Below are 26,078 nucleotides of genomic sequence, written 5' to 3' on the forward strand. Positions count from 1 at the left end.
GCCGGATGATGCTGACCGACCTGACCCGCGTGCTCGGCCTGTGGCGCGCGCGCAGCACCTGGCTGTGGTCGGGCGCCATCGTTGCCGTGCTGGCGACGCTGGCCGGCGTGGCGCTGCTGGCGCTGGCCGGGCGCGGCGTCTCCGAAGGCCTGCGCACCGGCGCGCTGACCGGCATCGCCGTCGGCTCGCTGCTGCTGCTGCGTCCGCTGATCTTTGTCCGCCCGGCGTCGCGCTACCTCGAGCGGCTGGTGACGCATTCGGCGACCTTCCGGGCGCTGGCCGACACCCGCATCTGGTTCTTCCGCCGCCTGGCCGAGCGGCTGCCCGGCGGCATCGGCCATCGCGGCGCCGGCGACCTGCTGGGCCGGCTGGTGGCCGATGTCGAGGCGCTGGACGGGCTCTATCTCCGCGCCCTGGTCCCCGGCGTCGCGGCGCTGGCCGTGGTGGTGGCCGTCGCCGTGCTGCTGGGCTTCGCCGGCCCGGGCATCGCCGTGCTGGTGGCGCTGCCGCTGGCGCTGGCCCTGCTGCTGCCGCCGCTGCTGGCCCCAGGCGCCGCCCGCGCCGCTGGCGAGGTGGCCGAGGCGCAAGGCGCGCTGCGGCGCGCCGCCGTCGACCCGCTGCTCGGCCTGGAAGACGTCCTGGCCGCCAATGCCGAGCCTCGCGCCGCCGCCCGCCTGGCGGAAAGCGGCGCGACCCTGGCCGAAACCCAGAAGAGATTGGCGCGCCGCGCTGCCTGGGGCGGCGCCGCCGGCAGCCTGCTGGCCCAGTCCGCGCTCTTCGCCGCGCTGGGCTATGGCCTGGCCGGCGGCCCCGGCGCGGTCGGCGGCACCATCATCGGGCTGTTCCTGGCGCTGGCCGCCGGCGAGGCCCTGGCCGGGCTGCCGCGCGCCGGCGCCGCGCTCGCCGCCGCCGGCGCCAGCGCCCGCCGCCTGTTCGACGCCGCCGACACCCCTCCGCCGGTCGCCGAGCCGACCACCCCGGCCGAAGCCCCCCGCGGCCATGCCCTGCGCGCCGAGGGCGTCCGCTTCGCCTGGGCGGCCGACCGCGAGCCGGTCTTCACCGAGCTGAATTTCGACCTGCCGGAAGGCGGGCGGCTGGCGCTGCTGGGCCCCTCGGGCGCCGGCAAGTCGACGCTGGCGGCGCTGCTGCTGAAGCTGGCCGCCCCCCAGGAAGGCCGGCTGCTGCTGGGCGGCGTCGATATCGCCGAGCTTCCGGCCGATGCCGTGCGGGCGCGCATCGCCTGCCTGACCCAGGATGCGCGGCTGTTCGACGACAGCATCGCCGCCAACCTCCGCCTCGCAGCCCCCGAGGCCGATGACGCCGCGCTGTGGCAGGCGCTCGACCGCGCCGGCGTCGCCGATGTGGTGCGCGTCCTGCCGGAAGGCCTGGCGACCCGCTGCGGCGAGGGCGGCGCGCGCTTCTCCGGCGGGCAAGGGCGGCGGTTGGCGCTGGCCCGGGCGCTGCTGGCGCCGGCCGATATCCTGATCCTGGACGAGCCCGGCGCCGGCCTCGACCCCGAGGCGGAGCGCGCCTTCCTGGAGACGCTGGAGACGGCCACCGCCGGCCGCAGCGTCATCCTGATCGCGCACCGGCTGCTGGGTGTCGAGCGGCCGACCCGCATCCTGCGGCTGATCGGCGGCCGCGCCATGGCGGCGATGGGCTGAATGGGCGCGGCGCTGGAGACGGCGCTGCGCGCGGCGGCCTTCGCCGACCCGGTCAATGCCGCGCTGCTGGACCGCCTGCGCGCGCTCGCCTTGCCGCAGGGTTTTTTGACGGCGGGCTGCCTGTTCCAGGCGGTGTGGAACCAAGTAGCCGGCCATCCGCCCGGCTGGGGCGTCAAGGACTACGACGTTTTCTACTATGATCCCTCCGACCTCTCCTTCGAGGCCGAGGATGCGGTGATCCGCCGCTGCGCCGCCGCCTTCGCCGATCTCGGCGCGGTGGTGGAGGTGAAGAACCAGGCCCGCGTGCATCTGTGGTACCGCGCCCGCTTCGGCGAGGATTATCCGGCGCTGGCCTCTGCCAGAGACGGCATCGACCGCTACCTGATCGACTGCACCTGCATCGGCATCGAGGCGGCCACCGGCGCGCTCTACGCCCCCAGCGGGCTGGAGGATGTCTTTGCCGGCGTGCTGCGGATCAACCCGCGCCACCCGCAGCCGGCGCAGTTCGCCCGCAAGGCCGAGGATTACCGCCGGCGCTGGCCGCATCTGCGCATCGAGGCCTGATCAGGCGCCCAGCTTCCGGAAGATCTCGGCCGACAGCGCCTGCAGTTCGGGCTCCGGCCTTCTGCTCAGCGCTTCCGCCATCTGCCCCAGAAAGCCGGGCGATCCGGTGGCGGCGGCCTTGGTGAACCAGTCCAGCGCTTCCGCGGACGTCGCCGCCAGCGTGCCCATGTTGAACTGCGCGCGGAAATCGCCCAGCGCCGCCGCGCGGGCATAGAGCGCATGGGCCGCCGCGGGGTCGCGCGGCGTCTCCCAGCCTTCTTCCAGATAGCGGCCAAGGACCGTCATCGACTTGGCATGGCCCTGGTCCGCGGCGGCGCGGAACCAGCGGAATGCCTCGGCGCGCTGCCCGTCGCGGGCCAGCAGGCTGGCCAGGTTGTATTGCGCCCAGTCATAGCCGCGCCTGGCCCCCTCGGCGTAGATCGCCAGCGCCTTCGGCAGGTCGACGGCCGTGCCCCAGCCCAGCTCATGGCAGCGGCCGAGCATGGTTTCCGCCCGGACATTCCCCGTGGTCGCCGCGGTCCTGAACCAGGCGAAGGCGGTGGCCTGGTCCGCGGGGAGGCCACGGCCCTCGAGAAGAATTTGGCCGTAGAGGATCTGCGCCTCGACCATGCCGGCGCGGGCGGCGGCGGCGATCCAGCGGGCGGCCTCCTCGGGCGGGCCGGCAAAGGCGGCGGCCAGCTGCTCGGCCGTCGCCTCCCGCACCACGCCAGGGGCCAAAGGCGGCAAGGAAGGTTCGGGGGCGGGGCGGCGGCGGCGGAACATGCCGCCGGTTATGCTGTTGCGACCCGCTCGCAACAAGGTCCGAAATTCAGACCGCGAGCAGCCCGCCCTGCTTGGCGCGGCCGGGCAGGGGGTGGCCCACCACCTCCTCGGCCAGGCGGCCGCATGCCATCAGCGCCTCGAGGTCCAACCCGGTCTCGATGCCGGATTCGGCGCAGAGCAGCGCCAGGTCCTCGGTGCAGATATTCCCCGCGGCACCTGCATGTTTGCCGAAGGGGCAGCCACCCAGCCCGGCGATGGCGGCGTCAAAGCGGGCGACGCCGAGGCGCATCCCCTCCCAGGCATTGACCATGGCCATGCCGCGGGTGTCGTGCAGGTGTAGCGACAGCTCCAGATCCGGCCATTTGTCCCGCACGGCGCCGACCACGGCGGAAATCCGGCGCGGGGTGGCCCAGGCCATGGTGTCGGCGAGGGAAATGACCGGCGGCGCCAGGCCGACGCCGCCCGCCAGGGCGAGGACCGCGGCGATGCGGTCGATCACCGCGGCCACCGGCACCTCGCCCTGAAAATTGCAGCCGAAGGCGGCCATGATGGTGGCGCGGGCAAAGGGCACCCGGTGCTCGGCATAGAGCGCCATCAGGGCGGCGGCGGCGGCCAGGTCCTCCTCGCGGTCGCGATTCTGGTTGCGCTTGCCGAAGACCTCGGAGGCGGAGACCGAGACGCTGCCGTCGATCGTCAGATGCGGCGCGACGAGCGCGCGCAGAAACCCCTTGGCGTTCAGCCAGAGCGCGCCGAAGGCCACGCCGTCGACGTCGCGCAGTCCCTGGCAGACCATCTCGGCATCGGCCATGCCGGGGACGCGGCGCGGATCGACGAAGGAGACGGTCTGGATCCGCTTCAGCCCGGTGCCGGCCAGCGCCTGGATCAGCCGCAGCTTGTCGGCGGTGGCGATCGGGCCGCGCTCGAACTGGAAGCCCTCGCGCGGGCCTTCTTCGCGGATCTCGATGCGGGCGGGCAGCTGGCTCATGGCGCGTCATCCGGCAGGGTGAGGATGCCCTGCTCGGCCAGGGCCTGACGTTCATGCGCCCCGATGCCGAGGCTGTCGAGCAGGGCCGCGGCGCCTTCGCCCACCGCCGGCGGCTGGCGGTCCAGGCGGATCTGCGCCGCCTCGAAGTGCAGCGGCGTCATCGGCAGGCTGGCGGTGATGCCTTCCGCCAGGCGGGTTGCACCCATGATGCCGCTGGCCGCCAGATGCGGGTCGTCGAACAGGTCCTCGGGATGGGCCACCGGGGCGCAGGGGATCAGCACCTCGCGGCCCAGCGCCTGCACCTCGGCCACCGTCATGGTCGCGAAGATTTCTTCCAGTCTCGGCATGATGCGGTCGCGGCCTGCCACGCGGCCGGCATTGCTGGCGAGCGACGGATCGGCGGCCAGGTCGTGCAAACCGAGGCGGGGCGCCAGCCGCTGCCAGTGCTGGTCGCTGGTAACGCCGACGAAGACCTGGCCATCGGCCGCCTGGAAGACGTCGTAAATGCCCCAGGTGATGCGCCGCGCGGTCATCGGCGGCACCCGCTGGCCGGCGCTGGCGCCGGCGGCCATGTGCTGGCCGACCATGAAGGCGACGCTCTCGAACAGCGCCGACTGCACCTTTTGCCCCGCGCCGGTGGCCTCGCGCTGGCGCAGCGCCGCCAGGATGCCGACCACGCCGAAGACGCCGCCCATGATGTCGACCACCGAGGTCCCGGCGCGCAGCGGCCGCCCCGGCAGGCCGGTCATGAAGGCCAGGCCCCCCTGCATCTGCACCACCTCGTCCAGCGCCGGCAGGTCCTCATAGGGGCCGGGAAGGAAGCCCTTCAGCGCGCAATAGACCAGGCGCGGGTTCTGTTCGCGCAGCTGCTCCCAGCCCAGGCCGAGCCGCTCCATGGTGCCGGGCGCGAAATTCTCGATCAGCACGTCGGCCGTCGGAATCAGCTTCTCCAGCACCGCCTTGCCGCGCGGATCCTTCAGATCCAGCGCCAGGCTGGTCTTGTTGCGGTTGTAGGTGGCGAAGAAGCCGGTGCCAAAGCCGCCCAGGCGGCGGGTGCGGTCGCCCTCGGGCGGCTCGATGCGGATGACCTCGGCGCCGAGATCGGCCAGCACCACGCCGCAGCTCGGCCCCATCACCGTATGGCCGAAATCCAGCACGCGCAGGCCGGTCAGCGGCAGGGGGTTCGTTGACAAAGGACCGTTCCGTCTGACAGAATTTCTTTTCGTCAGACAGAATGAAGGTCTTTGCTCATGGCCGTCAAGCCGGCAGCTCCCGAAGAAGGGGTGGGCGCGGTCGACCGGGCGCTGTCGATCCTGCTGGCCTTCCGCGCCGGCGAGGCGGCGCTGAGCCTCGCTGAGCTGGCCCGCCGCACAGGCCTCTACAAGAGCACGCTGCTGCGGCTGATGGCGTCCCTCGAGCGGGCGGGGATGCTGCTGCGGGACGGGACGGCGGCGGAATGGCGGCTGGGCCCGGCGCTGGTTGGCCTCGGCCTGCGCGCCGCCGCGTCAGAGTCGCTGTTGGAGGCAGTGCTGCTGCCCGTGCTGCGCCGCCTGGCCGAGGACACCGGCGAAAGTGCGAGTTTCTATGTCCGCGACGGTGAAAACCGCCTTTGCCGCTTCCGGATCGAAGGGCGGCATGCGGTGCGCGACCACCTGCCGCCGGGCAGCCTGCTGCCATTAGACCGGGGGGCGGCTGGCCATGTGCTGCGCGGCGCCGGGCTGACGGTGACGCTCGGCGAGCGCGACCCGGAGCTGGCGGCCGTGGCCGCCCCGGTCTTCGCCTCGACCGGCGCGCTGCTGGGGGCGCTGTGCCTGTCCGGGACGGCGACGCGCTTCGCGCGGAAGCGCGAGGCGCTGTCCGCCATCCTCGCCCGGGCGGTGGCGGAGCTGCGCGGGCTCTAGCCGCGATCGGCTGCCAGCCGCCAGCCGAGCCGCGCCGTCCAGACCGGCAGCGCCGGTGCCAGGTGGCGCGCCCAGAGGCTGGCCGCCAGCATCGGCGCCGCGAGCCCGGCCGCAATGCCCAGCACCCCATGCAGCGCCGGGTCGTCGAGGCCCAGGCCCCGCTGCAGCACCACGCGCAGCCCGCTGGCGGCCAGGATATGCATCAGGAAGATCGGCATGGAGGCGCGGCCGACCGCCTCCGCCCAAGGGTGCCGCCGGCGGCCCAGCAGCATGGACAGGGCCAGCGTGGCCAGGATGGCGGTGGCGGCCAGCGACAGCCTGGCCGGGCCTGGCCCGGCATCGCCGGCCTGCAGCAGCAGCTGCACATAGACCTGCAGCAGCGCGGCCACCGCTAGGCCCCAGAGCGTCAGCGGCCAGGCGCGCGCCGCCAGACGCGGCAGGGCCTGCTCGGCCCAGACGCCGAAGGCGAAGAAGACGAAATAGCCGGCGAGATAGTCGAGGTAGAGATTGTCCGGCAGCCAGGGCGCGGCGAGGTAGAGCGCCAGCCCCAGCAGCGGCGGCGCCAGCGACCGCCGCGCGGCGGCGTCGCGGTAGAGCAGCAGCGCCAGCAGCATCACCAGCGCCAGGGCATAGAGGAACCAGAACTGCGCCCGCGGTTGCCACAGCAGCGCCAGCACCTCGGCCCAGCCGGTGCGGTTGTTGGTGGCGCCTGCCAGCATCACCTCGATGCTGCCCTGCAGCAGCGACCAGACGAGGTAGGGCGGTATCAGCCGCTCCAGCTTGCCGCGGAAGGTGCCGCCGCGGCCATGCCGCGCCAGCGAGCCGGCGAAGAGCAGGCCGGAGACGAAGAACAGCAGCGGCATGTGGAAGCTGTAGATGACGCTGTCCAGCAGCAGCACCGCGGGGCTTGGCGGGAGGATGCCGGACTGCACCAGCCCGCGCAGCACATGGCCGATGACCACCAGCGTGATGCCGATGGCGCGGGCATGGTCGGCCCAGCGGCTTCGGGCCCCCGCATCGCCGGGCGAATGGGGGAGATGTCGCGGCATCGGCCTCTCCTGCGGCGGCGCGCCGGCATAGACTCGGCGCCGGCCCCCTGCAACCCTGGCGTGCAGCTTAGCCTTGAGGCTCGCCTCGACATCAAGCCCGCGGGCATCAAGGAGACGTCAGCGCCGCGCGCGCGACAGCCCGTCGGCCACCAGGCTGCAGCCGGCGACGGCGGCCAGAATCGCCAGGCCCGGCCAGAGGGCCGCCAGCGGCGCCTCGAACACCGCCTCCTGCGCATTGGCCAGCATGTTGCCCCAGGAGGGGGCGGGGGGCTGGATGCCGAGGCCCAGGAAGCTGAGCACGCTTTCCGCCAGGATGGCGCCGGCGACGGCCAAGGCGCCGGCGACGGCCACCGGCGCGCGCAGCCCGGGCAGCACATGGCGCAGCAGCAGCCGTGCCTCGGAGACACCCAGCGCCCGGGCGGCGCGGACATAGTCGCTGGCCAGGATGGTGATGGCCCCGGCCCGGGCCAGGCGCGCCACGCCGACCCAGCCGAACAGCACCAGGATCGTCGTGATGCGGATCATGTCGGTCATCGCTTCGCCGCGCGGCAGGCCGAAGCGGGCCGGGTCGATGGCGGCCAGCAGCACCAGGATCGGCAGCGCCGGCAGCGCCAGCAGCCCATCGGCCAGCCGCATCAGCAGGGCATCGACCCAGCCGCCGCGCCAGGCCGCCAGCAGGCCGATCGCCGTGCCCAGCAGGGTCGCCGCCAGCGCCGCCGCCAGCCCGACGCCGAGCGAGACGCGCGCGCCGAAGAACAGCCGCAGCAGCAGGTCGCGGCCGAGCTCGTCGGCGCCGAGCGGGAAGCCAGCGCCGGGCGGCGCGTAGCGGGCGAAGAGGTCGGGCGCCAGCGGGTCGCGCCCGAGCAGGCCTGCCAGCCAGGGCGCGGCGACGGCGGCCGACGCCAGCAGGACAAGCAGGAAAAGCCCGAGGCGCAGCCGGGTCATCGCGTCTCGATCCGCGGGTCGAGCCAGAGCTGCGCCAGGTCCGCCGCCAGCGTCGCCAGCATGGTCGCCAGCGCCACCAGCAGCAGCGCCAGCAGCGCCAGGTTGTAATCGTTGCCCATCACCGCGTCGTAGAGCAGCTTGCCCATGCCGGGCCGCGCGAAGAGCGTCTCGGTGACCAGCGCGCCGGAGACCAGCGCCCCGGCATCCAGCGCCAGCAGGGTCAGCAGCGGCACCGCGGCGTTGGGCAGGGCATGGCGCCAGACCACCCGGGCCTCGCCGGCGCCGCGGGCGCGGATGCTGGTGATGAAGGGCTTCTGCAGTTCCGCGCCGAGGGCGGCGGTGGCGTGGCGGGCATAGCCGGCGAGCTGGCCGAAGGCGATGGTGGCCACCGGCAGCACCAGGAAGGGCAGGGAGGACGACCCCGGCTCCGGCAGCCCGCCCGCCGGCAGCCAGCCGAGCTGGACCGCAAAGAAGATGATGAAAAGAATCCCGAGCCAGAAGCTGGGCACCGCCTGGCCGAGCAGCGCCAGGCCATCGACGAGGGGCGCCAGCCGTGGCCGCATCGCCGCCAGCGCGCCCAGCGCCACGCCGATCACGGCGGCCAGCGCCACCGCCATGCCCACCAGCACCAGGGTCGACAGCAGCGCCGGCCAGAGCACCATCCAGACCGGCTGGGCAAAGAGCCGGGAAAACCCAAGCTCGCCACGCAGCAGTCCAAGAACCCAGGCGCCGTAGCGGGCGAGCAGGGGCTGGTCGAGCCCGTGCAGCGCCCGCAGCCGCTCGACATCGGCCGGCGTCAGCTTCGGGTCCGCCATCATGGCCAGCGACGCCGGGTCGCCCGGCATCAGCCCGATGGCGAACCAGGCCGCCAGCGACAACAGGACAAGCGTCAGCGCGATCTGCGGCAGCCGCGCTGCCACGAGCCTCAGCGAACCCGCCACTCGGTCACCCAGAGCGAAGAATAATTCTGGTGGCCGGTGGGGCGGATGCCCTCCAGCCAGCGCGGCCAGACATGCGCGTCCGAGCGGTGCCAGAGCGGCAGCGCCGGCAGGTCGGTGGCGAGTTTTCTCTGCAATGCGGCCCACATCGGCCGGCGCTTCGCCGGGTCGAGCTCGACGGGAATGGCCTCGATCAGCCGGTCGACCTCGGCGTCGCGATAGCCGGTGTAGTTCTGGCCGGACCAGTTGCGCTCGGCGCGCGGGATCTCGTCGGAATGGAACAGGCTGCGGGGCACGTTCTCCGGGCTGCTGACCCAGGCGAACATGGCCAGCGCGTCGAAGCGGCGGCGGCTGACCGTCTCGGCGAAGAAGACCCGCGGCGGCTCGTTGCGGATCCGCGCCTCGACGCCGATCGCCCGCCACATGCCGGCCAGCACCTGCTGCACCTGCTCGCGCGCGCGGTTGCCGGCGGTGGTCATGAACTCGAAGGACAGCTTCTCCCCCGCGGCATTGCGGCGGATGCCGTCGGGGCCGGGCTTCCAGCCGGCCTCCTCCAGCAGCGCCGCGGCACGGGCCGGGTCGAAGGCATAGCGCGGCACATCGGCCTCGTAGATGGGGTCGCGCGGATGCACGCCGCCGGCGGCGACCTCCTGCCGGCCCTGGTACAGCCGCTCGACGATCTGCGCCCGGTCGGCGCCGTAGAGCAGCGCCTGCCGCACCCGGCGGTCGGCCAGGATCGGGTTGTCCAGCTTCAGGTCGATATGCTCGTAGGTCAGGCCGGGGACGTATTCGACCCGGAAGCGGTCGCCGGTGCGGCGCTGCAGCGCCACCGCCTGCTCCAGCGGCAGGCCGAGCTCGCCGGCCACCATGTCCAGCTGCCCGGCCAGCAGCTGCGCCTCCAGCGCGGCGCTGTTCTCCACCGTGCGGATGGCGATGCGCTCGAAGGCCGGGGCAGGGCCGGTCCAGTGCGCGTTGCGCTCCAGCGTCACCCCGGCGCCGGGCTGCACCGCGGTCACCCGGTAGGGACCGTTCCACAAGCCGGGATTGGTGGTCTCGGTGTCATAGGCGGTGCGGCTGCGATAGGTCTTCGGGTCCGACTGCCAGCGCGGCCGCTCGATCCGCGACGGCAGCGGCTGGAAGTCGCCCATGGCGGCGAAGTCGTAGGTCACCTTGTCCAGCCGCAGCGTCACCGTGCGGGCATCGACCACGATCAGCTCGTAGGCCGAGCGGTAGAATTCCGCGCCGCCGAAGCCGGTCTCGAAGCTGCGGCCGGCCTCCCAGGCGAAGCGCAGGTCGTCCGCCGAGACCGGGGTGCCGTCGGCCCAGCGCTCGCCCTCGCGGATGCGGTAGGTCAGGCGGATGCCATCCTTGCCATCCGGGGTGCGCTCCAGCACCGCGTCGCCATTCTCCAGCGTCGGCAACCGCTCGCAGGCCAGGCAGGTCAGCTTCCAGTCGGCGTCATAGGCGGTCAGCGGCCGGCGCGCGAAGCCCAGGATATAGGACTTGGCCGCCATGGCCTCGATATTGGGGTGGAAGGTCGAGGGGTATTGCGCCAGCCCGATGGTCAGCCGGTCGCGCGGCGCCTGGGCGGCGGCGGGAAGCGTCAGGCCCAGCGGCACCAGGCTGGCCAGGATTGCGCGACGCCAGGCATGACCCATCCAGCAAACCTCCTGCTTGCGGCAACCGCAGGCCGCGCTGCCAGCTTACCCGGATAGCGTCAGCGCCGGAGGAACGCCAAGCCCGAATGACCGCATCGCAACACAGGCGCTGGCTGCGCGCCGCCGTGGCGCTCGCCGGGCTGGTGCCCGTCAGCGCCGGCCTCGCCGGGCTGGTGCTCGGCACCGCCATGCTGCCGGAGAACGCCGCGCCCCAGCCGGTCAACCTCGACAGCCACTACCGCTACCTGTCCGGCCTGCTGCTGGGGATCGGCCTGGCCTTCTGGTGGAGCCTGCCGCGCATCGACCAGCACGGCGCCCGCTTCCGCCTGCTGGGCTTCATCGTCTTCCTCGGCGGCATCGCCCGGCTGTTCGGCCTGGTGATCGACGGCAATCCGGGGGCGGGGATGCTCTTCGGATTGTTCATGGAACTGCTGGTCACGCCCTTGCTCTGCCTTTGGCAGGGGAAGGTCAGCCAGATCAGCCAGGAAGAGATTTGAAGAACAGGAAGGGAAAGGCGAGGGGAATGAATTCCCCTCGACCCCTTCTTTTTTCTTTCGGACTGCCGTGTCCACGTGGAGACGGTAGATGAAACGGCCCAGCCGAAGCACGACCTGCAAGGCGGTGCCGATGCGTTCACTTTCGTCCCGCCGTGATGCCCTGGCGGGGTGCCGGCGAGGTGCTGGTCTTTAAGCGGCCGGTGAGCAGAAAGAAGTTGGGCGCAAACCTGTAGGTTTGCGGGGGGAAATTCATTCCCCCAGCCTGCCCCTGTCCTCGCCTCAGCCGGCGGCCGTGATCTCTTCGACGCTGCCGATGCCGCCATGCTCCTTCGACCAGCCGGTCGGGTTCTCCAGGAACTTGCGCACTTCCTTCAGCGCGCCCTCCGAGAAGTAGGGCCGCTCGCGGCAGACCTCGAGCACGTCCCACCAGGTGCAGAGGTGCAGCAGGTTCAGGTTGATCTCCTTCAGGCGTTCCTGGCCGCCCGGGAAGACGCCGTAGAAGAACACCACGAAGGTGTGGTCGCAGATCGCGCCGGCGTCGCGCAGCGCCTGGGCGAAGCGGATCTTCGAGGCGCCGTCGGTGGTCAGGTCCTCGACCAGCAGGGTGCGCTTGCCCTCCGGCACGTCGCCTTCGATCTGGGCGTTGCGGCCGAAGCCCTTGGGCTTCTTCCGGACATAGGACATCGGCGCCATCATGCGGTCGGCGATCCAGGCCGCGTAGGGGATGCCGGCCGTCTCGCCGCCGGTCACCGCCTCGATGGTCTCGTAGCCGATGTGGCGGCCGATCTTCTCCACCGCCAGGTCGCAGATGCGGTTGCGGGCGCGCGGGAAGGAGATGATCTTGCGGCAGTCGATATAGACCGGGCTCTTCCAGCCCGAGGTGAAGGTATAGGGCTCCTCGGGCCGGAAGTTGACGGCCTTGATCTCCAGCAGGATGCGGGCGGTGGTGAGCGCGGCGTCGCGGTCCCAGTCGGAGGCGTGGGTCGAGGGCATGGCAGGGGGTCTCCTTTGGTCGGGGTTGGTAACGCCGGGCGCGCGGCGCGTCCATGACGGAAGCGATTTCGGATGCCGAGTCGCGCCTCTGGGTTCTGGCTGACCCGCGGGCCGGGACCGCGGCCCAGGCGCTGGGCATCGCCGAGCGGCTCGACCGGCCGTTCCGCACGATTCCGCTTGAATGGGGGCGGCTGGCGGGGCTGCCCTGGCCCTGGCCGACGCGGGCCGGGCTGACCGCCGCCGCGCAGGCGCGGCTGGCGGCGCCCTGGCCGGAGCTCGTCATCTCGGCCGGGCGGCGCTCGGTGCCGGTGGCGCGCTGGCTGGGGCGGCGCGGCGCCCGGCTGGTGCATTGCATGCGCCCGGGGACAGGGGCGGCCGATTTCTCCCTCCTGGTGCTCGGGCGGCATGACGCGCCGAAGCCGGCCGGCAACGTCTTTCCCATCCTGGGCGCCTGCCACCGGGTGTCGCCGGCGGCGCTGGCGCGGGCGCGGGCCGAATGGCCGGCCCTCGGCGCGCTGCCCGGGCCGCGCGTCGCGCTGCTGCTGGGCGGCGCGGTGCGCGGGCAGGGGCTGGATCCGGCGCTGGCCGCGACGCTGGCGGCGCAGGCGGCGGGGTTCGGCGGCAGCGTCATGGCCACCACCTCCCGCCGCAGCGGCGCCGGCGCCACGGCCGCGGTGGCGGCCGCGCTGCAGGGGGTGCCGCAGCGGCTGCACGGCTGGGGGGCTGACGGGCCGAACCCCTATATGGGCTTCCTGGCCTGGGCGGATGCCATCGTGGTGACCGGCGATTCGGTCTCGATGCTGAGCGAGGCCCTGGCCACCCGCGCCGCCCTGTTCATCGCCAAGACCACCGACGCCCCGCGCCACCGCCGGCTGTGGCAGAGCCTGTTCGACAGTGGCCAGGCGCGGCCCTTCGGCGCGGCGGCGGCGCTGTTCGACCGCGCGCCCCTGGACGAGGCGGCGCGGGTCGCGGCCGAGATCCGCGCGCGCGGCTGGGCCTGAGCGCGACAGCATAAACTGCTGCCGGCGGCGGGCGGGGGGACCTTGCCCTGCCGCCTGCACCCGGTCACCTTCGCGGCCCTGATCAGGATCGGAGGGAAGCCCGCATGTCGCGCAAGTACCGTATCGCCGTCGTCCCCGGGGATGGCATCGGCAAGGAGACCGTGCCGGAGGGGCTGCGCGTGCTGGACGCCGCTGCCCGCCGCTTCGGCTTTGAGATCAGCCTGAGCCATTACGACTGGTCCTGCGAGACCTATGCCCAGACCGGCCGCATGATGCCGGAGGACGGCATCGAGCAGCTGCGCGACAGCGACAGCATCTTCCTCGGCGCCGTGGGCTGGCCCGGCGTGCCCGATCACGTCTCGCTCTGGGGCCTGCTGATCCCGATCCGCCGCGAGTTCGACCAGTATATCAGCCTGCGCCCCTGCAAGCTGATGCCGGGCGCCAAGACGCCGCTGGCGAATCGCACCCCGGCCGAGATCGACTTCTACGTCGTCCGCGAGAACACCGAGGGCGAGTACTCGTCGTCGGGCGGAAAGATGTTCGCCGGCACCGACCGGGAATTCGTGTCGCAGGATGCCGTCTTCACCCGCAAGGGCGTCGACCGCGTGCTGAAATATGCCTTCGAGCTGGCCCAGACCCGGCCGCGCAAGAAGGTGACCAGCGCCACCAAGTCGAACGGCATCATCCACACCATGCCCTACTGGGACGAGCGCTTCGCCGAGATGGCGAAGAACTACCCGGGCATCGCCACCGACCAGTTCCACATCGACATCCTCTGCGCGCATTTCGTGCAGCATCCCGACTGGTTCGACGTGGTCGTCGGCTCCAACCTGTTCGGCGACATCCTGTCGGATCTGGGCCCGGCGGTGGCGGGCTCGATCGGCATTGCGCCGTCCGCCAACATCAACCCCGAGAAGGCGCATCCCTCGATGTTCGAGCCGGTGCACGGCTCGGCCCCTGACATCGCCGGCAAGCACATCTGCAACCCGATCGGCCAGATCTGGTCCGGCGCCATGATGCTGGAGCATCTGGGCGAGAAGGAGGCCGCCGACGCCATCACCCGCAGCATCGAGAAGCTGCTGGCCGAGGGCGGCCCGCGCACCCGCGACATGGGCGGCCAGGCGGCCACCTCCGACGTGGGCAAGGCGCTGGCCGAGGCGATCGCCCAGGGGGGCTGAGTAGGGGGCTGAGTGGAGGCCTGAGTCGCCGTTGCGCGGCAAGGGCTTGCGGGGGAGGTGGAGACCAAACTTGAACCCTCTCCCGGATGGGCCTATAAAACGGCGGGATGAGTTGCGAGTTATTCTCAATTGGCTCGCAACTGCAGGAGAATGCGGATGGGCAACGACTTCAGCCACATCACCCGCCGTTGTGAGCGGGCTGTGGTGACCGCGTACCGCGAGCTGCGGGAGACCGGGAACAACGACCTGTCGTCGTTCCGGGCCTGCACGGCGCTGTACCGGATCCACCACCCCGAGGCCTCGGTGAACGAGGCGCGCCGGCTGGTGTCCGAATGGATCGACCACCATATCGTGCGCGGCGAGGCCGGCCCGACTGACGGCTGCGAATGTCCGTGAGCTGAGCCGCGCCTGCGGCGCGGCGGACCAGGTCGAACGATCGAACCGCCCGCGAGGGCGGTTTTTTCGTGGCCCCCCCCTCCGCGGAGCAGGCGCTCAGGGCACCGGTCAGGGCACGGCGGCAGGTCAGGGGACGGGGGCAGGGCGCAGCAGGGAGGCGCGCAGGCCGGTATCGGCCAGGGCATCGACCAGGGCGGCGAAGGGATAGACAGCGATCGACCAGGGCCCCGCCCCGGTGAAGGCCAGCAGCCCCGGATAGATCGCCAACCGGTAATACAGCAGCGCCCCCGCCACCGGGGCAGCGAGCAGGAAGATCCGGCCCAGCAGGTGGCCCAGCAGGATCGGCGCCAGGTGGTCGGCCAGGGCATAGGCGGCCCGGTCCGGCGTCAGGCCCAGCCGGCGCTCCAGCACCAGCAGCGTCTCCTGCAGCACCTGGGCGCCGAAGCCCTCCCGCGGCAGCTCGTCGCGCAGCTCGCGATGCTGGGCGCGGATCAGCTGGAACAGCAGCAGCCGCGTCTGCGCCAGCGGCGGCAGCCGGGTGACCAGCCAGAATCGAAGCTGCGGCCAGGCCAGGCGGGCGGCGGCGACCAGCCCGTAGGCGGTCCAGGCCAGCGCCGCGAAGACCACCAGCCCGGTGCAGATCCGCTCCACCTCCGGCAGGCCCAGCGCCACCGTGCCGCCATGCAGCAGCAGCAGCGCCGCCAGCAGCGCGAAGGAGGGCCAGAGCGCGCCGACGATCTGGTCGACCACCGCCGTGTCCAGCAGGGCGCGGGCCAGCGGGCCGGTCAGCCCCTTGCCGTTCTCGAAGGCCTCTTTCAGCTGCCCGCCCCAGCGGGCGGCCAGCCAGTCGCCCAGCTGCCGCCCCGTCGCCGCCGCTGCGGCCCCCGTCAACGCGCCATCCGCCATGCCGGCTCCTCGACCTTTCGACCCAGTTTGCTAGCCTGGGGGCTGAACGCAACCGGCTGGCCGATGGATCACCCTGCTTCGCTGCTGCTCGACCTGCCCGGCCTGTTCCTGGCCGTTCCCGCCGCCGCCCTGGTCCCGGTGGAGGAGGCGCTGCGCCGCCTCGGCCCCGACCCCGCGCATCCGCCGCCGCCGCCCGGCGCGCCGCATCTGCTGGCCGAGGCGCTGGAGCATCTGGGCCGCGGCCTGGCCGGGGCCGGCGGCTTCGGCGAGCCGCAGGCGGATCTCGCCGCCGTGGCCCTGGTCGCCGGCGACCAGCCGGTGCCGGGCAGCGCCACCCTGGCCGAGCTCGAGGCCGAAGTGCTGACGCGGCTGTCGGGCGCCGAGGCAGCGCCGCTGCAGGCCCTGGCGCTGGCGGTGGCGCGGCTGCGGCAGGAACGGCTGCGGCGGGCGCGGCGCCTGGGCATCGCGCCGCCGGCGCCGGTGCTGACGCGCAAGGCCGGCGCGACCCGGCGCCTGGCCTCGGCGACCGCGGTCTTCGAGGCGCTGCGCGGCCTGGTCGGCAACAACCCGCTCTTTGCGGATTTCCAGCAGAAGGCCGAGGAGGAACGACGCCGCATGGGACGGGTGAACATCCTGATCGCCGGCAAGACGGGCGTGGGCAAGAGCACGCTGGTCAATGCCGTCTTCGGCGAGCAGGTGGCGCTGACCGGCATGGGCCGCCCCGTCACCCAGGATATTTCCTGGTACGAGCCGCCGCAGCTGCCGCTGCGCCTCTGCGACACCAAGGGGCTGGAGATGGCGGACTTTTCCGCGACTCTCGGCGCATTGGAAGCGGAGATAGAAAAAGGCAATGCCTCGGGCGATTTCGACCGGCGGCTGCATATCCTCTGGCTCTGCATCGCCGAGCCCGGCGCCCGGGTCGAGGCCGGGGAGCGCGCCGTGGTCGAGCTCTGCGCCCGCCACGGCATCCCGGCGCTGGTCATCCTGACCAAGGCGATCGGCCCGCGCGCCTTCGAGGAGGTGGCGCGGCGCGAGCTGCCCGCAGCCCGCGCCTTTGTCCGGGTCCTCGCCGAGAACTGGGACGACCGCGCCCCCTTCGGCCTCGACGCCCTGATCCAGGCCACCGAAAGATTGCTGCCGGAGGCGCGGCAGGCCGCCTTCATCGCGGCGCAGCGGGTCGATGTCGAGCGCAAGCGCAAGCGCGCCATGAAGATCGCGGCAGGTGCCGCGGCCTCGGCGGCCGGGGCCGCTGCGGTGCCGATTCCGCTGGCGGATGCCGCCGGCATCTTCGCCATCAATGTCGGCATGGTGGCCGGCATCGCGGTGGCCATGGGGGTGTCCATGGACCGCGACAGCATGATCGCCATGGCGGCGAGCCTGGCCGGCGCGCTCGCCACCTCGGCCGGCGGGCGGATGATCGCCGGGCAGGTGCTGAAGCTGGTGCCGGGCATCGGCAGCCTGGCCGGCGGCGCCATCACCGCCGCCGTCGCCGGCAGCGCGACCTATGGCCTGGGCTACGGCTTCACCGAATACCTGTGCCGCTTCCACGCGGCCAAGGGCCACATGCCGGCCGGCGACGAGCTGCGCGAGGGGTTCCGGAAATTCTGGGAAAGCTGGGGCGAGAAGGAGAAGGCGCCCCCGAAGGCCTGAGGACCATGCCCAGCGTGATCGCCTGCGACGGCTTCGTCGAAGGCGCGGATCACGCGGACCGACAAAGCACCTGGACCATGGTCAGCGCTTCTATCGGCGCTGATCAGGGTCTAGTCTCGATGCCGTCGGGGTGACGCATCAGGCCAGCGGAGGCTTGCGTGACGGTCGAGGTCCAGGATGCCGCGGAGATCCTGCGCGCGGTGCTGTCGCTGGGGCGGCGGCTGCGGACGGAGCGGCCGGCGGGCGGCGTCTCGCTCTCCGGCATGGCGATGCTCGGCACGCTGAGCCGGCAGGGGCCGATGCCCGCGGCCCGCCTCGCCGAGGCGGAGGGGCTGCAGGCGCAGTCGCTGACCCGGCTGATCGCCGGGCTGGAGCGGTCCGGCTGCATCGCCCGCCGACGCAGCCAGGCCGACCGGCGGGAGATCGTCATCGCGCTGACCGAGCATGGCCGCGCCGCCCTGGACGAGGACCTGCAGGCCTGCCGCGCCTGGCTGGAGCGCGCCATGGACGAGGCGCTGGCGCCGCCCGAGCGCGCCGCGCTGCAGCAGGCGGCGGGGGCGATGATCAAGCTCGCCGCCCACCGCCCGGGCGTCGCGCCTCAGGAGAACAGCGCGTAGAACATCCGGATCGCGGTGATCGCCAGGAAGATGGCGAAGGCGCGCTTCAGCATCAGCGGCGGGATGGTGTGCGCCAGGTGCACGCCCCAGGGCGTCGCCAGGATCGAGCTGGGCACGATCAGCGCGAAGCCGATCAGGTTGACGTAGCCCACCGAATAGGGCGGCAGGTCATGCGCGCCCCACCCGCCGTACAGGAAGCCCAGCGTCGCCGGGATCGAGATGATCAGCCCGAAGACCGAGGCCGTCGCGACCGCCGAGCGGATCGGCGTGCCGAACATCGACAGGATCGGCACGCCGACCGTGCCGCCGCCGATGCCCATCATCGCCGAGACGGTGCCGATGAAGCCGCCGATGCCCCAGAGCCCGGGGCCGCGCGGCGTCGTCTCGCGGATTTTGAAGTCGACGCCGGTGAAGCCCATGTTGACCGCGACCAGCAGCGCGATGGTGGCGAAGACCGCCGACAGCGCGTCGCCCTTCAGCCAGATGGCGAGCACGGTGCCCAGCACCACGCCGAGGATCATCGACGGCCAGATCGCCTTCAGCAGCGCCGTGTCGATGGCGCCCTTGGCATAATGCTTCCGCGCCGAGACGATCGAGGTCGGGATGATGGTGGCAAGGCTCGTGCCCACCGCCAGCTTCATCTGCACCGCCTCGGGGATGCCGAGGATCGGGAAGACGTTGAACAGCACCGGCACGATGACGATGCCGCCGCCGACGCCGAGCAGCCCGGCAAGGGTCCCCGACAGCAGGCCGGTCAGCGCCATGGCGAAGGCGAGGCCCGCAAGCCAGAGCGGGTCGGACATATGTTCCATGCAGGGGATACCTTGGCGGCGGGGTCTGGACGTTGCAGTTTCGTGTTTCGCGGGCGGCGCCGCCTGACCTGCTTACACCCCCCATCCGGTTCCGTCAGCCCGTGCCCCCCTGATGCCCCCTCTGATCACCGATCCCTGGTTCTATGCGCTGGCCGTCCCGGCGCTGCTCATCACCGGCATCAGCAAGGGCGGCTTCGCCTCAGGCGGCGGCAATCTGTCGGTTCCCGCCATGGCGCTGCTGCTGCCGGCGCCGCAGGCGGCCGCCATCTCGCTCCCCGTGCTCTGCGCCATGGATATCGCGGGGCTGCGCGCCTGGTGGGGCCGCTGGAGCCGGCGCGAGATGCTGGCCATCATCCCCGGCGGGCTGCTCGGCATCCTGCTCGGCAGCCTGGCCTTCGGCGCCATGAGCGACCGCATGACCCGGCTGATGGTGGGCGTCATCGCCCTGGCCTTCCTGGCGCGCAGCCTGTGGCTGGCGCGGCGCGGGACCCTGCCGCCGCCGGCAGTCCCCAGCCGCTGGCGCGGCGGCTTCTGGTCCACCGTCTCCGGCTTCACCAGCACCATCGCCCATGCCGGCGGGCCGCCGCTGGCCGTCTATCTCTACCCGCTGCGGCTGGAGCGGGCGCAGCTGGCGGCCACCACCGTCGTCTTCTTCGGCGTGGTGAACTACGTGAAGCTTGTGCCCTATGCGGCGCTCGGGCAATGGAGCGCCACCAACCTGCTGACCAGCCTGGTGCTGCTGCCGCTGGCGCCGGTCGGCGTGCGGCTCGGCGTCTGGCTGCAGGGTCGCATCAGCGACAAGGTCTTCTATCGGTTGATCCATGTTCTTCTGGCGGTCACCGGCATCAAGCTGGTGGCGGATGGGGTGGGGCTGTGAGCGTTTTTCCTGAGACTCCCTTTCTCGGCGTGCTCGGCGGCATGGGGCCGCTGGCCAGCGCGCAGTTCATGCTGCGGCTGACCCTGCTGACGCCGGCGGCGCGCGACCAGGACCACCTGCCGGCGCTGCTCTGGTCCGACCCGCGCATCCCCGACCGCACCGCGGCCCGCCTCGCCGGCGGCGAGGACCCGCTGCCCTGGCTGGTGCGGGGCCTCCGCGGGCTGGAGGCGGCCGGCTGCGGCGCCATCGCCATCCCCTGCAACACCGCGCATGGCTGGATCGAGGGGATGCGCGCGGCCTCTGGCCTGCCGATCCTGCACATCGTCGACGCCGCCGCCGAGGAGCTGGCGCGGCAGGGCATTCATGCGGGGCCGATCGGTGTCATGGGCACCGCCGGCACCCTGGCGATGCGCCTCTACCAGGACCGGCTGGAGGCGCGTGGCTATTCCTGCCTGTTGCCGACCGACGAAGAAATGGCGGCGCGGGTTTCGCCCGGCATCGCCTTGGTGAAGGCGAATGACGTCCAGAAGGCCTACGCCCCGCTGGCCGAGGCGGCCTCGGCCCTGAAGGCGCGGGGCGCCGCGGCGGTGGTGCTGGGCTGCACCGAGATCCCGCTCGGCATCCTGGCCGGCCCGCATGCCGAGATCGGCCTGCCGCTGATCGACACCATCGATGCCCTGGCGCTGGCCGCGCTGCGCTGGGCGGGCCGGTAAGGGCTATTCCAGGAGGGCGAGGGCGTTCCTCGCCCCCATCGACCGCGCCATCTCGGCGGCCGTCTTGCCGGTCGCATCCCGCCGCGTCCTGTCGGCGCCGGCATCGAGCAGCCGCTGCACCATCATGTCGCGGTTCAGCATGGCCGCCAGCATCAGCGGGGTGCGCCCGTCCGGCCCCGCCGCGTCGGGCTGCGCGCCGCCCTCCAGCAGCGCTTCCACCACCGCCGTCGCCTCCTTGAAGACGGCGCCGGCCAGCGGCACCTGGCCATGGTCGTTGGCCCGGTCCGGATCGGCGCCGCGGTCCAGCAGCAGCCGCACCGCCGCCTCGCGGCCGTGATAGGCGGCCAGCATCAGCAGCCCGTCGCCGCGCTCGTTGCGGATCTCCAGCGGCAGGCCATGCGCCAGCGCATCCTCCAGCAGCGCCGTGTCGCCGGCCCGCGCCGCGTCGAAGATCTTCGCGGCCAGTGCCCGGAGGGCTTCAGGGTCGTCCTGGTTCATGGCCGCGGCTCCTGCAGGGAATGTGCGCCCCAGATGTAGCGAGGCGACCCCCCTGGACAAGGCAGCACCGCGGCGCGAGCTTGTCGGCCGGATCTGGAGCTCGGACGTGTCGCAGCGGCGCAAGCCATGGGTGGGGATCGTGGCCTGCCGTCGGGAAGTCAGGGGACGATGGCAGCACATGTCGCCTTCGCGCTACGCCGCCGCCCTGGTCGGCGGCGCCGGGGCGGTGCCGGTCCAGCTGCCGCCGACGGGCCGGTATGTCGCCGTGGACGATTACCTCGACCGGCTGGACGGGCTGCTGGTGCCGGGCGCGCCCAGCCATGTCGATGCCGCCCTCTACGGCGCTCCCCCGCTGGGCGCGGAATTTCTGCTCGACCCGGCGCGCGACGCCACCGTCATGCCGCTGATCCGCGCCGCCATTGCCCGCGGCATGCCGGTGCTGGCGATCTGCCGCGGGCTGCAGGAGATGAACGTCGCCTTCGGCGGCAGCCTGCATGCGGCGCTGCATGAGGTGCCGGGCCGGATGGACCATCGCACCGACGGCCAGAGCCCGGCCGAGCGCAACCGCCTGAGCCATCCGGTCGAGATGCAGGGCCTGCTGCGCGCCGTCGTCGGCCGGCCGCGGATGCTGGTGAACTCCTCCCATCTGCAGGGCGTCGACCGCGTGGCCGAGGGCCTCGCCATCGAGGCCCTGGCCCCCGACGGCACGGTGGAGGCGCTGCGGCCCAGCTCCGCCACCGGCTTCCAGCTCGCGGTGCAATGGCACCCCGAATGGCGCTTCGACCAGGACGCGCCCAGCACCGCCCTTTTCCGCGCCTTCGGCGCCGCCTGCACCGGGATCGCCCCATGACCTCTGCTCCGAATTCCTCCTGGCGCGACCGCGCCGGCAGCCGCTTCACCCGCGAGAAGCAGCCGGCCCTGGCCAGCAGGGGCATGGTGGTAACCAACCACCCGGTGGCCTCCGCCGCCGGCGCCGAGATGCTGCTCTCCGGCGGCAACGCCATCGATGCGGCCATCGCCGCGCTCTTCACGCTGACCGTGGTCGAGCCGATGATGGTCGGCACCCTCGGCGGCGGCGTCGCCCATATCCGCCTGACCGATGGCCGGCATGTGGTGCTGGACGGCCTGTCCACCGCGCCGGCGGCGGCGACGGCCGACATGTACCGCCCGGTCTCCGACACCCTGCCCGACTACCAGGAGACGGAAGGGCGCAAGAACGCGGTCGGCGTCCTCGCCATGGGCGTCCCCGGCGCGCTCGCCGGCTGGTGCCAGGCCCTGGCCGACCACGGCACCCTGCCATTGGCAGAAATCCTGCGCCCCGCCATCCGCGCGGCGTCCGAGGGCTTTCGCGTCACCGCCTATCTGACGGGCGCCATCACCGACGCCGCGACCGACCTGGCCCGCGACCCTGGCCTGGCCGCCACCTTCCTGCCCGACGGCGCCCCCCCGCAGCCCGGCACCCTGCTGCGCCAGCCGCAGCTGGCCGACAGCCTGCGGATGATGGCCGGGCAGGGGCCCGCTGTCCTCTATGGCGGCCAGATCGGCCGGGCCCTGGCCGAGCACATGGCGGCCAGCGGCGGGTTGATCACCCTCGCTGATCTCGAAGCCTACAGCGTGGTCGAGCGCGCCCCAATTGTCGGAAAATACCGCGGCTTCGAGGTGCTGGCCCCGCCGCCGCCCTCCTCCTCCGGCGTCCACATGACGCAGATGCTGAACCTGCTGGAGGGCTATGACCTCGGCGCCCTCGGCTCCGGCAGCACCGCGACGGTCCACCTGCTGGCCGAGGCCCTGAAGATGGCCTTCGCCGACCGCGGCGTGGCCACCGCCGACCCCGCCTTCGTCAAGGTCCCCGTCGAGCGCCTGACCTCCAAGGACTACGCGGCCGAGCGCCGCGCCCTGATGAAGCTCGACGCCGCCCAGGACTGGACCCCGGGCGTGCCCCAGGCGGAATCGGCCAACACCACCCACGTGACGGTGGCGGATGCGGCCGGCAACATCGTGGCCAGCACCCAGACCATCAACAGCCTGTTCGGGGCGCGCTTCTCCATCCCCGGCACCGGGCTGATCGCCAACAACTACATGTTCAACTTCGACCCGCATCCGGGCAAGGCGCTGTCCGTGGCGCCCGGCAAGCGCGTCTTCACCTCCATGGCGCCGACCATCGTCCGCCGCGACGGCAAGCCGGTCTTCGCCCTCGGCCTGCCGGGCGGCCTGCGCATCTTCGGCTCCGCCATGCAGGCGGTGATCAACCTGATCGACCACGGCATGGAGCTGCAGGACGCCGTCGAGGCCCCCCGGATCTGGACCAACGGCCATACCCTGGAGCTCGAGCCCACCATCGACCCCAGCCTGGACGCCGGGCTCTCGGCCCTGGGCCACAAGGTCCAGCGCATGAAGCATATCGGCGGCGGCATGGGCGCGGTGCGCTTCCATGCGGACGGCATGATCGAAGGGGCGGCCTGCTGGCGCGCGGACGGGACGCCGGTCGGCATCTCGGGCGGGCTGGCCCGGGCGGATGTGCGCTTCGACCCGGAAGTCGGACGCCGCTAACAAAAGCAAGGCCAGGGGAAGGAATTCCCCTGGACCCCATCTTTTTTCTGTCTGTGCTGCCGCGCGCCAACAAACCACGCTAAGCACCACCTCGTCGGCTCCCCCCAACTCCGGGCGAGAAGAGCCGCACGGGATGATCGCTGTGTCTCTGCGCCTGCGCCTGCCATCAGGCGCCTCCGGCGGCATCGCCCTGATGCTGCTGGGGGTGCTGTTCTTCGCTGTGAACGACACCCTCGGGAAATGGCTCGTCGGCGCCTATTCCGTCGGCCAGCTGCTGCTGGTGCGCAGCATCTCCGGCCTCTGCGTCATGGCGCCCTTCAACCGCCGCCTGGCCCCCGCCGCCTTCCTGCGCCCCGCGCGCCCCGGCATCCAGTTCCTGCGCATCGCCTTCTCGACGCTGGAGACCTCGCTCTTCTTCTGGGCCTTGACCGAGCTGCCGCTGGCCGAGGTCATGACCTACTACATGGCCGGCCCGATCTACGTGACCGCGCTCTCGCCCTTCCTGCTCGGCGAGCAGGTCGGCTGGCGCCGCTGGAGCGCCGTCGCCATCGGCTTCGGCGGCGTGGTCCTGGCCCTGCACCCCTCGCCGGACAGCCTCAATTTCGGCGCGGTCTGCGCCCTTGTCGGCAGCTTCAGCTACGCCTGCTTCATGGTCGCCACCCGCAAGCTGGCCGGCACCCGCGGCGAGGTGCTGATGACCTATCAGCTGACCGCCGCCCTGATCTTCGGCGCCGTCTTCGTCGCCATCGAAGGCTGGACCACGCCCAGCCTGGTGGACCTGGTGCTGATGCTCTTCCTCGGCGTCGGCTCGCTGATCGGCAATCTCTGTGTCAACCAGTCGCTGCGCGTCGCGCCCGCCTCGGTCGTGGTGCCCTACCAGTACACGCTGATCCTCTGGGGCATGCTCTTCGGCTATCTGTTCTTCGGCGAGGTGCTGTCGCCGCCGACCCTGGCCGGCGCCGCCATCATCGTCGGCGCCGGGCTTTTCATCTTTCTGCGCGAGCAGCAGCTGCGTGGGCGGCGGCGGAACTAAGCGGCGATGCAGGATTGCCCATCGCTTGGCCATCCTGATCAATCATCCGGCGTATGGTGTCTGCTGCGCCGCAAAAAGCCCTGCCGCGGCACCCGCCGGCCCCTGGACGCGGCGCCGCGCCGGAGGCAGGCTCCGGCCGCTTGAGAAGAGGTATGCGGGACGTGGTGAAGGTACTGGTGAAGTCGGGCGGCGAGGCGGCCGTGCCGGAATGGCGCGAAGGCTTCCAGGCCTATGACCCGCGGGTCAGCGCGCATTGGTGGGAAGATGCCAGCGTGGCGCCGGAAGCGGTCGACTATGTCGTCGTCTGGGAACCCAAGCCCGGCTGGCTGAAGACCCTGCCGAACCTCAAGGTCGTCTTCTCCTCCGCCGCCGGCGTCGACCACATCACCTGCGACCCCGAATGGCCGCGCCACCTGCCGCTGGTCCGCATGGGCGGCGACGCCGTCGCCCAGCGCATGGGCGAGTTCATCGTCTGGTCCTGCCTGTCGCTGCTGCGCGACACCCGCCACTACGCCATCGGCCAGGCGACGAAGACCTGGTCGGTGCGCGAGGGCTGCTTCACCGCCACCCAGCGCCGCGTCGGGATCATGGGCATGGGCAACCTGGGCAGCCAGGCCGCGCGCATGCTGCAGGGCGTCGGCTTCCAGGTGCAGGGCTGGGCCCGCTCGCGCAAGGAGCTGCCGGGGGTGGTCAGCTTCGCCGGCGCCGCCGAGCTGCCCGCCTTCCTGGCCAGCACCGACATCCTGGTCTGCCTGCTGCCCTCGACCCCCGAGACCGCTGGGCTGATCAACGCCGACCTGCTGGCCCAGCTGCCCAAGGGCACGGCCGTGGTCAATGCCGGCCGCGGCAGCCACCTGGTGGTGCCCGACCTGCTGGCGGCGCTGGACTCCAGCCACCTCTCCGGCGCCGTGCTCGACGTCTTCGAGGTCGAGCCCCTGCCGGCCGACAGCGTGCTGTGGTCGCATCCCAAGATCATCGTGACGCCGCACGCCGCCTCGCTGCCCAGCCGCCTGGACCGCGCCCGCTACGTCGCCGCCGCCATCGCCGATTTCGAGGCCGGCCGGCCGCTGCCCAACCTCTTCGACCCCGAGCGAGGCTACTGATGGCACTGCCCCCGCCGCCCGTCCGCCCCGATCCCGGCCGCGAATACACCGAGCAGGAGCTGCGCGAGGACCTCGCCTGCGCCTATCGCCTGATCGCGCATTTCGGCATGAGCGACCTGGTCTACACCCACCTGTCGGTGCGCATCCCGGGCGAAGGCCACCGCTTCCTGGTCAATCCCTACGGGTTGATGTTCGACGAGATCACCGCCTCGAGCCTGGTCGCCGTCGACGCCGAGGGCGAGCCGCTGCAGAGCACCAGCTGGCCGGTGAACCCGGCCGGCTTCGTCATCCACTCGGCGGTCCACCGCGCCGTCGAGCGCGCCCAATGCGTGATGCACACCCACACGCTGGCCGGCATGACGGTGGCCGCCCAGGCCGGCGGGCTGCTGCCGCTGAACCAGATGAACATGGAGCTGCACGACCGCGTGGCGATCCATGAATACGAAGGCATCGCCGCCGACGACAACCTGGACGAGCGCGAGCGCATCGTGGCCGACCTGGGCGACAAGCCCTGCCTGATCCTGCGCAACCACGGCCTGCTGACCATCGGCCGCACGGTCGCCGAGGCCTTCTACTGGATGTACTACCTGGAGCAGTCCTGCCGCATCCAGGTCGCCGCCCAGTCCACTGGCGTCGCGCTGTCCATGCCGCCGGCCGAGATGGTCGCCCGCGTCCGCGCCCAGGCGAAGGACTCGCCGGTGAAGGGCTGGCTGCCGTGGCAGGCCCTGAAGCGGAAGATGGATCGGGAACAGCCGGGATATCGGGATTAAGGTTCGCGGCAGGCCAGG

Annotated in this window: 27 protein-coding genes; 16 read left to right on the forward strand and 11 right to left on the reverse strand. The window is 72.1% G+C overall.

Going from position 1 to position 26,078, the window contains the following annotated elements; genetic code table 11:
- Positions 1-5: 5 nt before the first annotated feature.
- The gene (cydC, locus tag BKE38_RS00740) at positions 6-1,664 is read left to right on the forward strand and encodes a thiol reductant ABC exporter subunit CydC (RefSeq protein WP_076955458.1); all 1,659 of its coding nucleotides are present in this window, start codon (positions 6-8) and stop codon (positions 1,662-1,664) included.
- Positions 1,665-2,228, forward strand: a complete 564-nt coding sequence (locus BKE38_RS00745) for a nucleotidyltransferase family protein (RefSeq protein WP_076955459.1) — start codon at positions 1,665-1,667, stop codon at positions 2,226-2,228.
- Here the strand turns inward: BKE38_RS00745 and BKE38_RS00750 are convergent, their stop codons facing one another.
- From BKE38_RS00750 to BKE38_RS00760, 3 genes are read right to left on the reverse strand one after another with little or no spacing between them, the layout of a single operon-like run.
- Positions 2,229-2,990 (reverse strand): tetratricopeptide repeat protein, encoded by a 762-nt coding sequence (locus BKE38_RS00750; RefSeq protein ID WP_083747206.1) that lies wholly within the window; start codon positions 2,988-2,990, stop codon positions 2,229-2,231.
- Between the two features lie 46 nt (positions 2,991-3,036).
- Positions 3,037-3,975 carry a hydroxymethylglutaryl-CoA lyase gene (locus tag BKE38_RS00755; RefSeq protein ID WP_076955460.1) on the reverse strand — a complete coding sequence of 313 codons (939 nt, stop codon included), beginning with the start codon at positions 3,973-3,975 and terminating at the stop codon, positions 3,037-3,039.
- Positions 3,972-5,168: a CaiB/BaiF CoA transferase family protein gene (locus BKE38_RS00760; RefSeq protein ID WP_076955461.1), complete on the reverse strand. Its 1,197-nt coding sequence runs from the start codon at positions 5,166-5,168 to the stop codon at positions 3,972-3,974. The genes BKE38_RS00755 and BKE38_RS00760 overlap by 4 nt, the downstream gene beginning before the upstream one ends.
- A 57-nt stretch (positions 5,169-5,225) precedes the next feature.
- Between BKE38_RS00760 and BKE38_RS00765 the strand changes: the two genes are divergently transcribed.
- Positions 5,226-5,876 (forward strand): IclR family transcriptional regulator, encoded by a 651-nt coding sequence (locus BKE38_RS00765; RefSeq protein WP_076955462.1) that lies wholly within the window; start codon positions 5,226-5,228, stop codon positions 5,874-5,876.
- Here the strand turns inward: BKE38_RS00765 and BKE38_RS00770 are convergent.
- The 4 genes from BKE38_RS00770 to BKE38_RS00785 form a co-directional block, all read right to left on the reverse strand.
- Positions 5,873-6,925: an acyltransferase family protein gene (locus BKE38_RS00770; protein ID WP_076955463.1), complete on the reverse strand. Its 1,053-nt coding sequence runs from the start codon at positions 6,923-6,925 to the stop codon at positions 5,873-5,875. The two genes, BKE38_RS00765 and BKE38_RS00770, sit on opposite strands and share 4 nt — an antisense overlap.
- 117 nt (positions 6,926-7,042) lie before the next feature.
- Positions 7,043-7,870, reverse strand: coding sequence for an ABC transporter permease (locus BKE38_RS00775; protein WP_076955464.1), 828 nt, complete (start codon positions 7,868-7,870; stop codon positions 7,043-7,045).
- Positions 7,867-8,811 carry an ABC transporter permease gene (locus BKE38_RS00780; protein ID WP_083747208.1) on the reverse strand — a complete coding sequence of 315 codons (945 nt, stop codon included), beginning with the start codon at positions 8,809-8,811 and terminating at the stop codon, positions 7,867-7,869. The genes BKE38_RS00775 and BKE38_RS00780 overlap by 4 nt, the downstream gene beginning before the upstream one ends.
- Positions 8,796-10,466, reverse strand: coding sequence for a peptide ABC transporter substrate-binding protein (locus BKE38_RS00785; RefSeq protein WP_076955465.1), 1,671 nt, complete (start codon positions 10,464-10,466; stop codon positions 8,796-8,798). The genes BKE38_RS00780 and BKE38_RS00785 overlap by 16 nt, the downstream gene beginning before the upstream one ends.
- 86 nt (positions 10,467-10,552) lie before the next feature.
- Here BKE38_RS00785 and BKE38_RS00790 point away from each other — a divergent pair, with 86 nt between their 5' ends.
- A complete protein-coding gene (locus BKE38_RS00790) occupies positions 10,553-10,963 on the forward strand; it encodes a DUF4345 domain-containing protein (RefSeq protein ID WP_076955466.1) in 411 nt (136 codons plus the stop codon).
- A gap of 279 nt (positions 10,964-11,242) precedes the next feature.
- Here BKE38_RS00790 and BKE38_RS00795 read toward each other — a convergent pair whose 3' ends face one another.
- On the reverse strand, positions 11,243-11,956 hold the full coding sequence (locus BKE38_RS00795) for an orotate phosphoribosyltransferase (RefSeq protein WP_076955467.1): 714 nt from the start codon (positions 11,954-11,956) through the stop codon (positions 11,243-11,245).
- A gap of 53 nt (positions 11,957-12,009) precedes the next feature.
- On the opposite strand from BKE38_RS00795, the gene BKE38_RS00800 reads away from it, so the two are divergent.
- The 3 genes from BKE38_RS00800 to BKE38_RS00810 all read left to right on the forward strand — a co-directional run bounded on the left by BKE38_RS00800 (position 12,010) and on the right by BKE38_RS00810 (position 14,531).
- Positions 12,010-12,957 (forward strand): mitochondrial fission ELM1 family protein, encoded by a 948-nt coding sequence (locus BKE38_RS00800; RefSeq protein WP_076955468.1) that lies wholly within the window; start codon positions 12,010-12,012, stop codon positions 12,955-12,957.
- 104 nt (positions 12,958-13,061) lie between these two features.
- Positions 13,062-14,135, forward strand: coding sequence for a tartrate dehydrogenase (locus tag BKE38_RS00805; protein WP_076955469.1), 1,074 nt, complete (start codon positions 13,062-13,064; stop codon positions 14,133-14,135).
- A 156-nt stretch (positions 14,136-14,291) separates the two neighbouring features.
- Positions 14,292-14,531, forward strand: coding sequence for a hypothetical protein (locus tag BKE38_RS00810; RefSeq protein ID WP_076955470.1), 240 nt, complete (start codon positions 14,292-14,294; stop codon positions 14,529-14,531).
- A gap of 126 nt (positions 14,532-14,657) precedes the next feature.
- On the opposite strand, the gene BKE38_RS31710 is transcribed toward BKE38_RS00810, so the two are convergent.
- Positions 14,658-15,437, reverse strand: a complete 780-nt coding sequence (locus BKE38_RS31710; protein WP_076955471.1) for a hypothetical protein — start codon at positions 15,435-15,437, stop codon at positions 14,658-14,660.
- A gap of 63 nt (positions 15,438-15,500) precedes the next feature.
- On the opposite strand from BKE38_RS31710, the gene BKE38_RS30300 reads away from it, so the two are divergent.
- Complete coding sequence (locus BKE38_RS30300) at positions 15,501-17,087, forward strand: YcjF family protein (protein ID WP_106409098.1); 1,587 nt, start codon at positions 15,501-15,503, stop codon at positions 17,085-17,087.
- Between the two features lie 158 nt (positions 17,088-17,245).
- A complete protein-coding gene (locus tag BKE38_RS00825; RefSeq protein WP_076955472.1) occupies positions 17,246-17,704 on the forward strand; it encodes a MarR family winged helix-turn-helix transcriptional regulator in 459 nt (152 codons plus the stop codon).
- Here the strand turns inward: BKE38_RS00825 and BKE38_RS00830 are convergent.
- Complete coding sequence (locus BKE38_RS00830; protein ID WP_076955473.1) at positions 17,686-18,516, reverse strand: sulfite exporter TauE/SafE family protein; 831 nt, start codon at positions 18,514-18,516, stop codon at positions 17,686-17,688. The two genes, BKE38_RS00825 and BKE38_RS00830, sit on opposite strands and share 19 nt — an antisense overlap.
- Before the next feature lie 112 nt (positions 18,517-18,628).
- On the opposite strand from BKE38_RS00830, the gene BKE38_RS00835 reads away from it, so the two are divergent.
- Together BKE38_RS00835 and cuyB are read left to right on the forward strand one after the other, a co-directional pair.
- Positions 18,629-19,393, forward strand: a complete 765-nt coding sequence (locus BKE38_RS00835; protein WP_076955474.1) for a sulfite exporter TauE/SafE family protein — start codon at positions 18,629-18,631, stop codon at positions 19,391-19,393.
- Positions 19,390-20,106, forward strand: coding sequence for a cysteate racemase (gene cuyB, locus BKE38_RS00840; RefSeq protein ID WP_076955475.1), 717 nt, complete (start codon positions 19,390-19,392; stop codon positions 20,104-20,106). The genes BKE38_RS00835 and cuyB overlap by 4 nt, the downstream gene beginning before the upstream one ends.
- A gap of 3 nt (positions 20,107-20,109) precedes the next feature.
- Here cuyB and BKE38_RS00845 read toward each other — a convergent pair whose 3' ends face one another.
- Entirely contained in the window at positions 20,110-20,604 is a 495-nt protein-coding gene (locus BKE38_RS00845) for an ankyrin repeat domain-containing protein (protein WP_076955476.1), read from the reverse strand.
- Between the two features lie 130 nt (positions 20,605-20,734).
- Between BKE38_RS00845 and BKE38_RS00850 the strand changes: the two genes are divergently transcribed.
- From BKE38_RS00850 to BKE38_RS00870, 5 genes are all read left to right on the forward strand, one after another.
- Positions 20,735-21,454 carry a gamma-glutamyl-gamma-aminobutyrate hydrolase family protein gene (locus BKE38_RS00850; protein WP_278247593.1) on the forward strand — a complete coding sequence of 240 codons (720 nt, stop codon included), beginning with the start codon at positions 20,735-20,737 and terminating at the stop codon, positions 21,452-21,454.
- Positions 21,451-23,154, forward strand: a complete 1,704-nt coding sequence (gene ggt / locus BKE38_RS00855; RefSeq protein WP_076955478.1) for a gamma-glutamyltransferase — start codon at positions 21,451-21,453, stop codon at positions 23,152-23,154. The genes BKE38_RS00850 and ggt overlap by 4 nt, the downstream gene beginning before the upstream one ends.
- Before the next feature lie 133 nt (positions 23,155-23,287).
- Positions 23,288-24,187, forward strand: a complete 900-nt coding sequence (locus BKE38_RS00860; RefSeq protein ID WP_076955479.1) for a DMT family transporter — start codon at positions 23,288-23,290, stop codon at positions 24,185-24,187.
- 152 nt (positions 24,188-24,339) lie between these two features.
- Positions 24,340-25,290 carry a 2-hydroxyacid dehydrogenase gene (locus BKE38_RS00865; protein ID WP_165694085.1) on the forward strand — a complete coding sequence of 317 codons (951 nt, stop codon included), beginning with the start codon at positions 24,340-24,342 and terminating at the stop codon, positions 25,288-25,290.
- Positions 25,290-26,060, forward strand: a complete 771-nt coding sequence (locus BKE38_RS00870) for a class II aldolase/adducin family protein (protein ID WP_076955480.1) — start codon at positions 25,290-25,292, stop codon at positions 26,058-26,060. The genes BKE38_RS00865 and BKE38_RS00870 overlap by 1 nt, the downstream gene beginning before the upstream one ends.
- The last annotated feature ends 18 nt before the right edge of the window (positions 26,061-26,078 follow it).

The sequence above is a fragment of the Teichococcus deserti genome, assembly GCF_001982615.1.
Taxonomy (GTDB): domain Bacteria; phylum Pseudomonadota; class Alphaproteobacteria; order Acetobacterales; family Acetobacteraceae; genus Pseudoroseomonas; species Pseudoroseomonas deserti.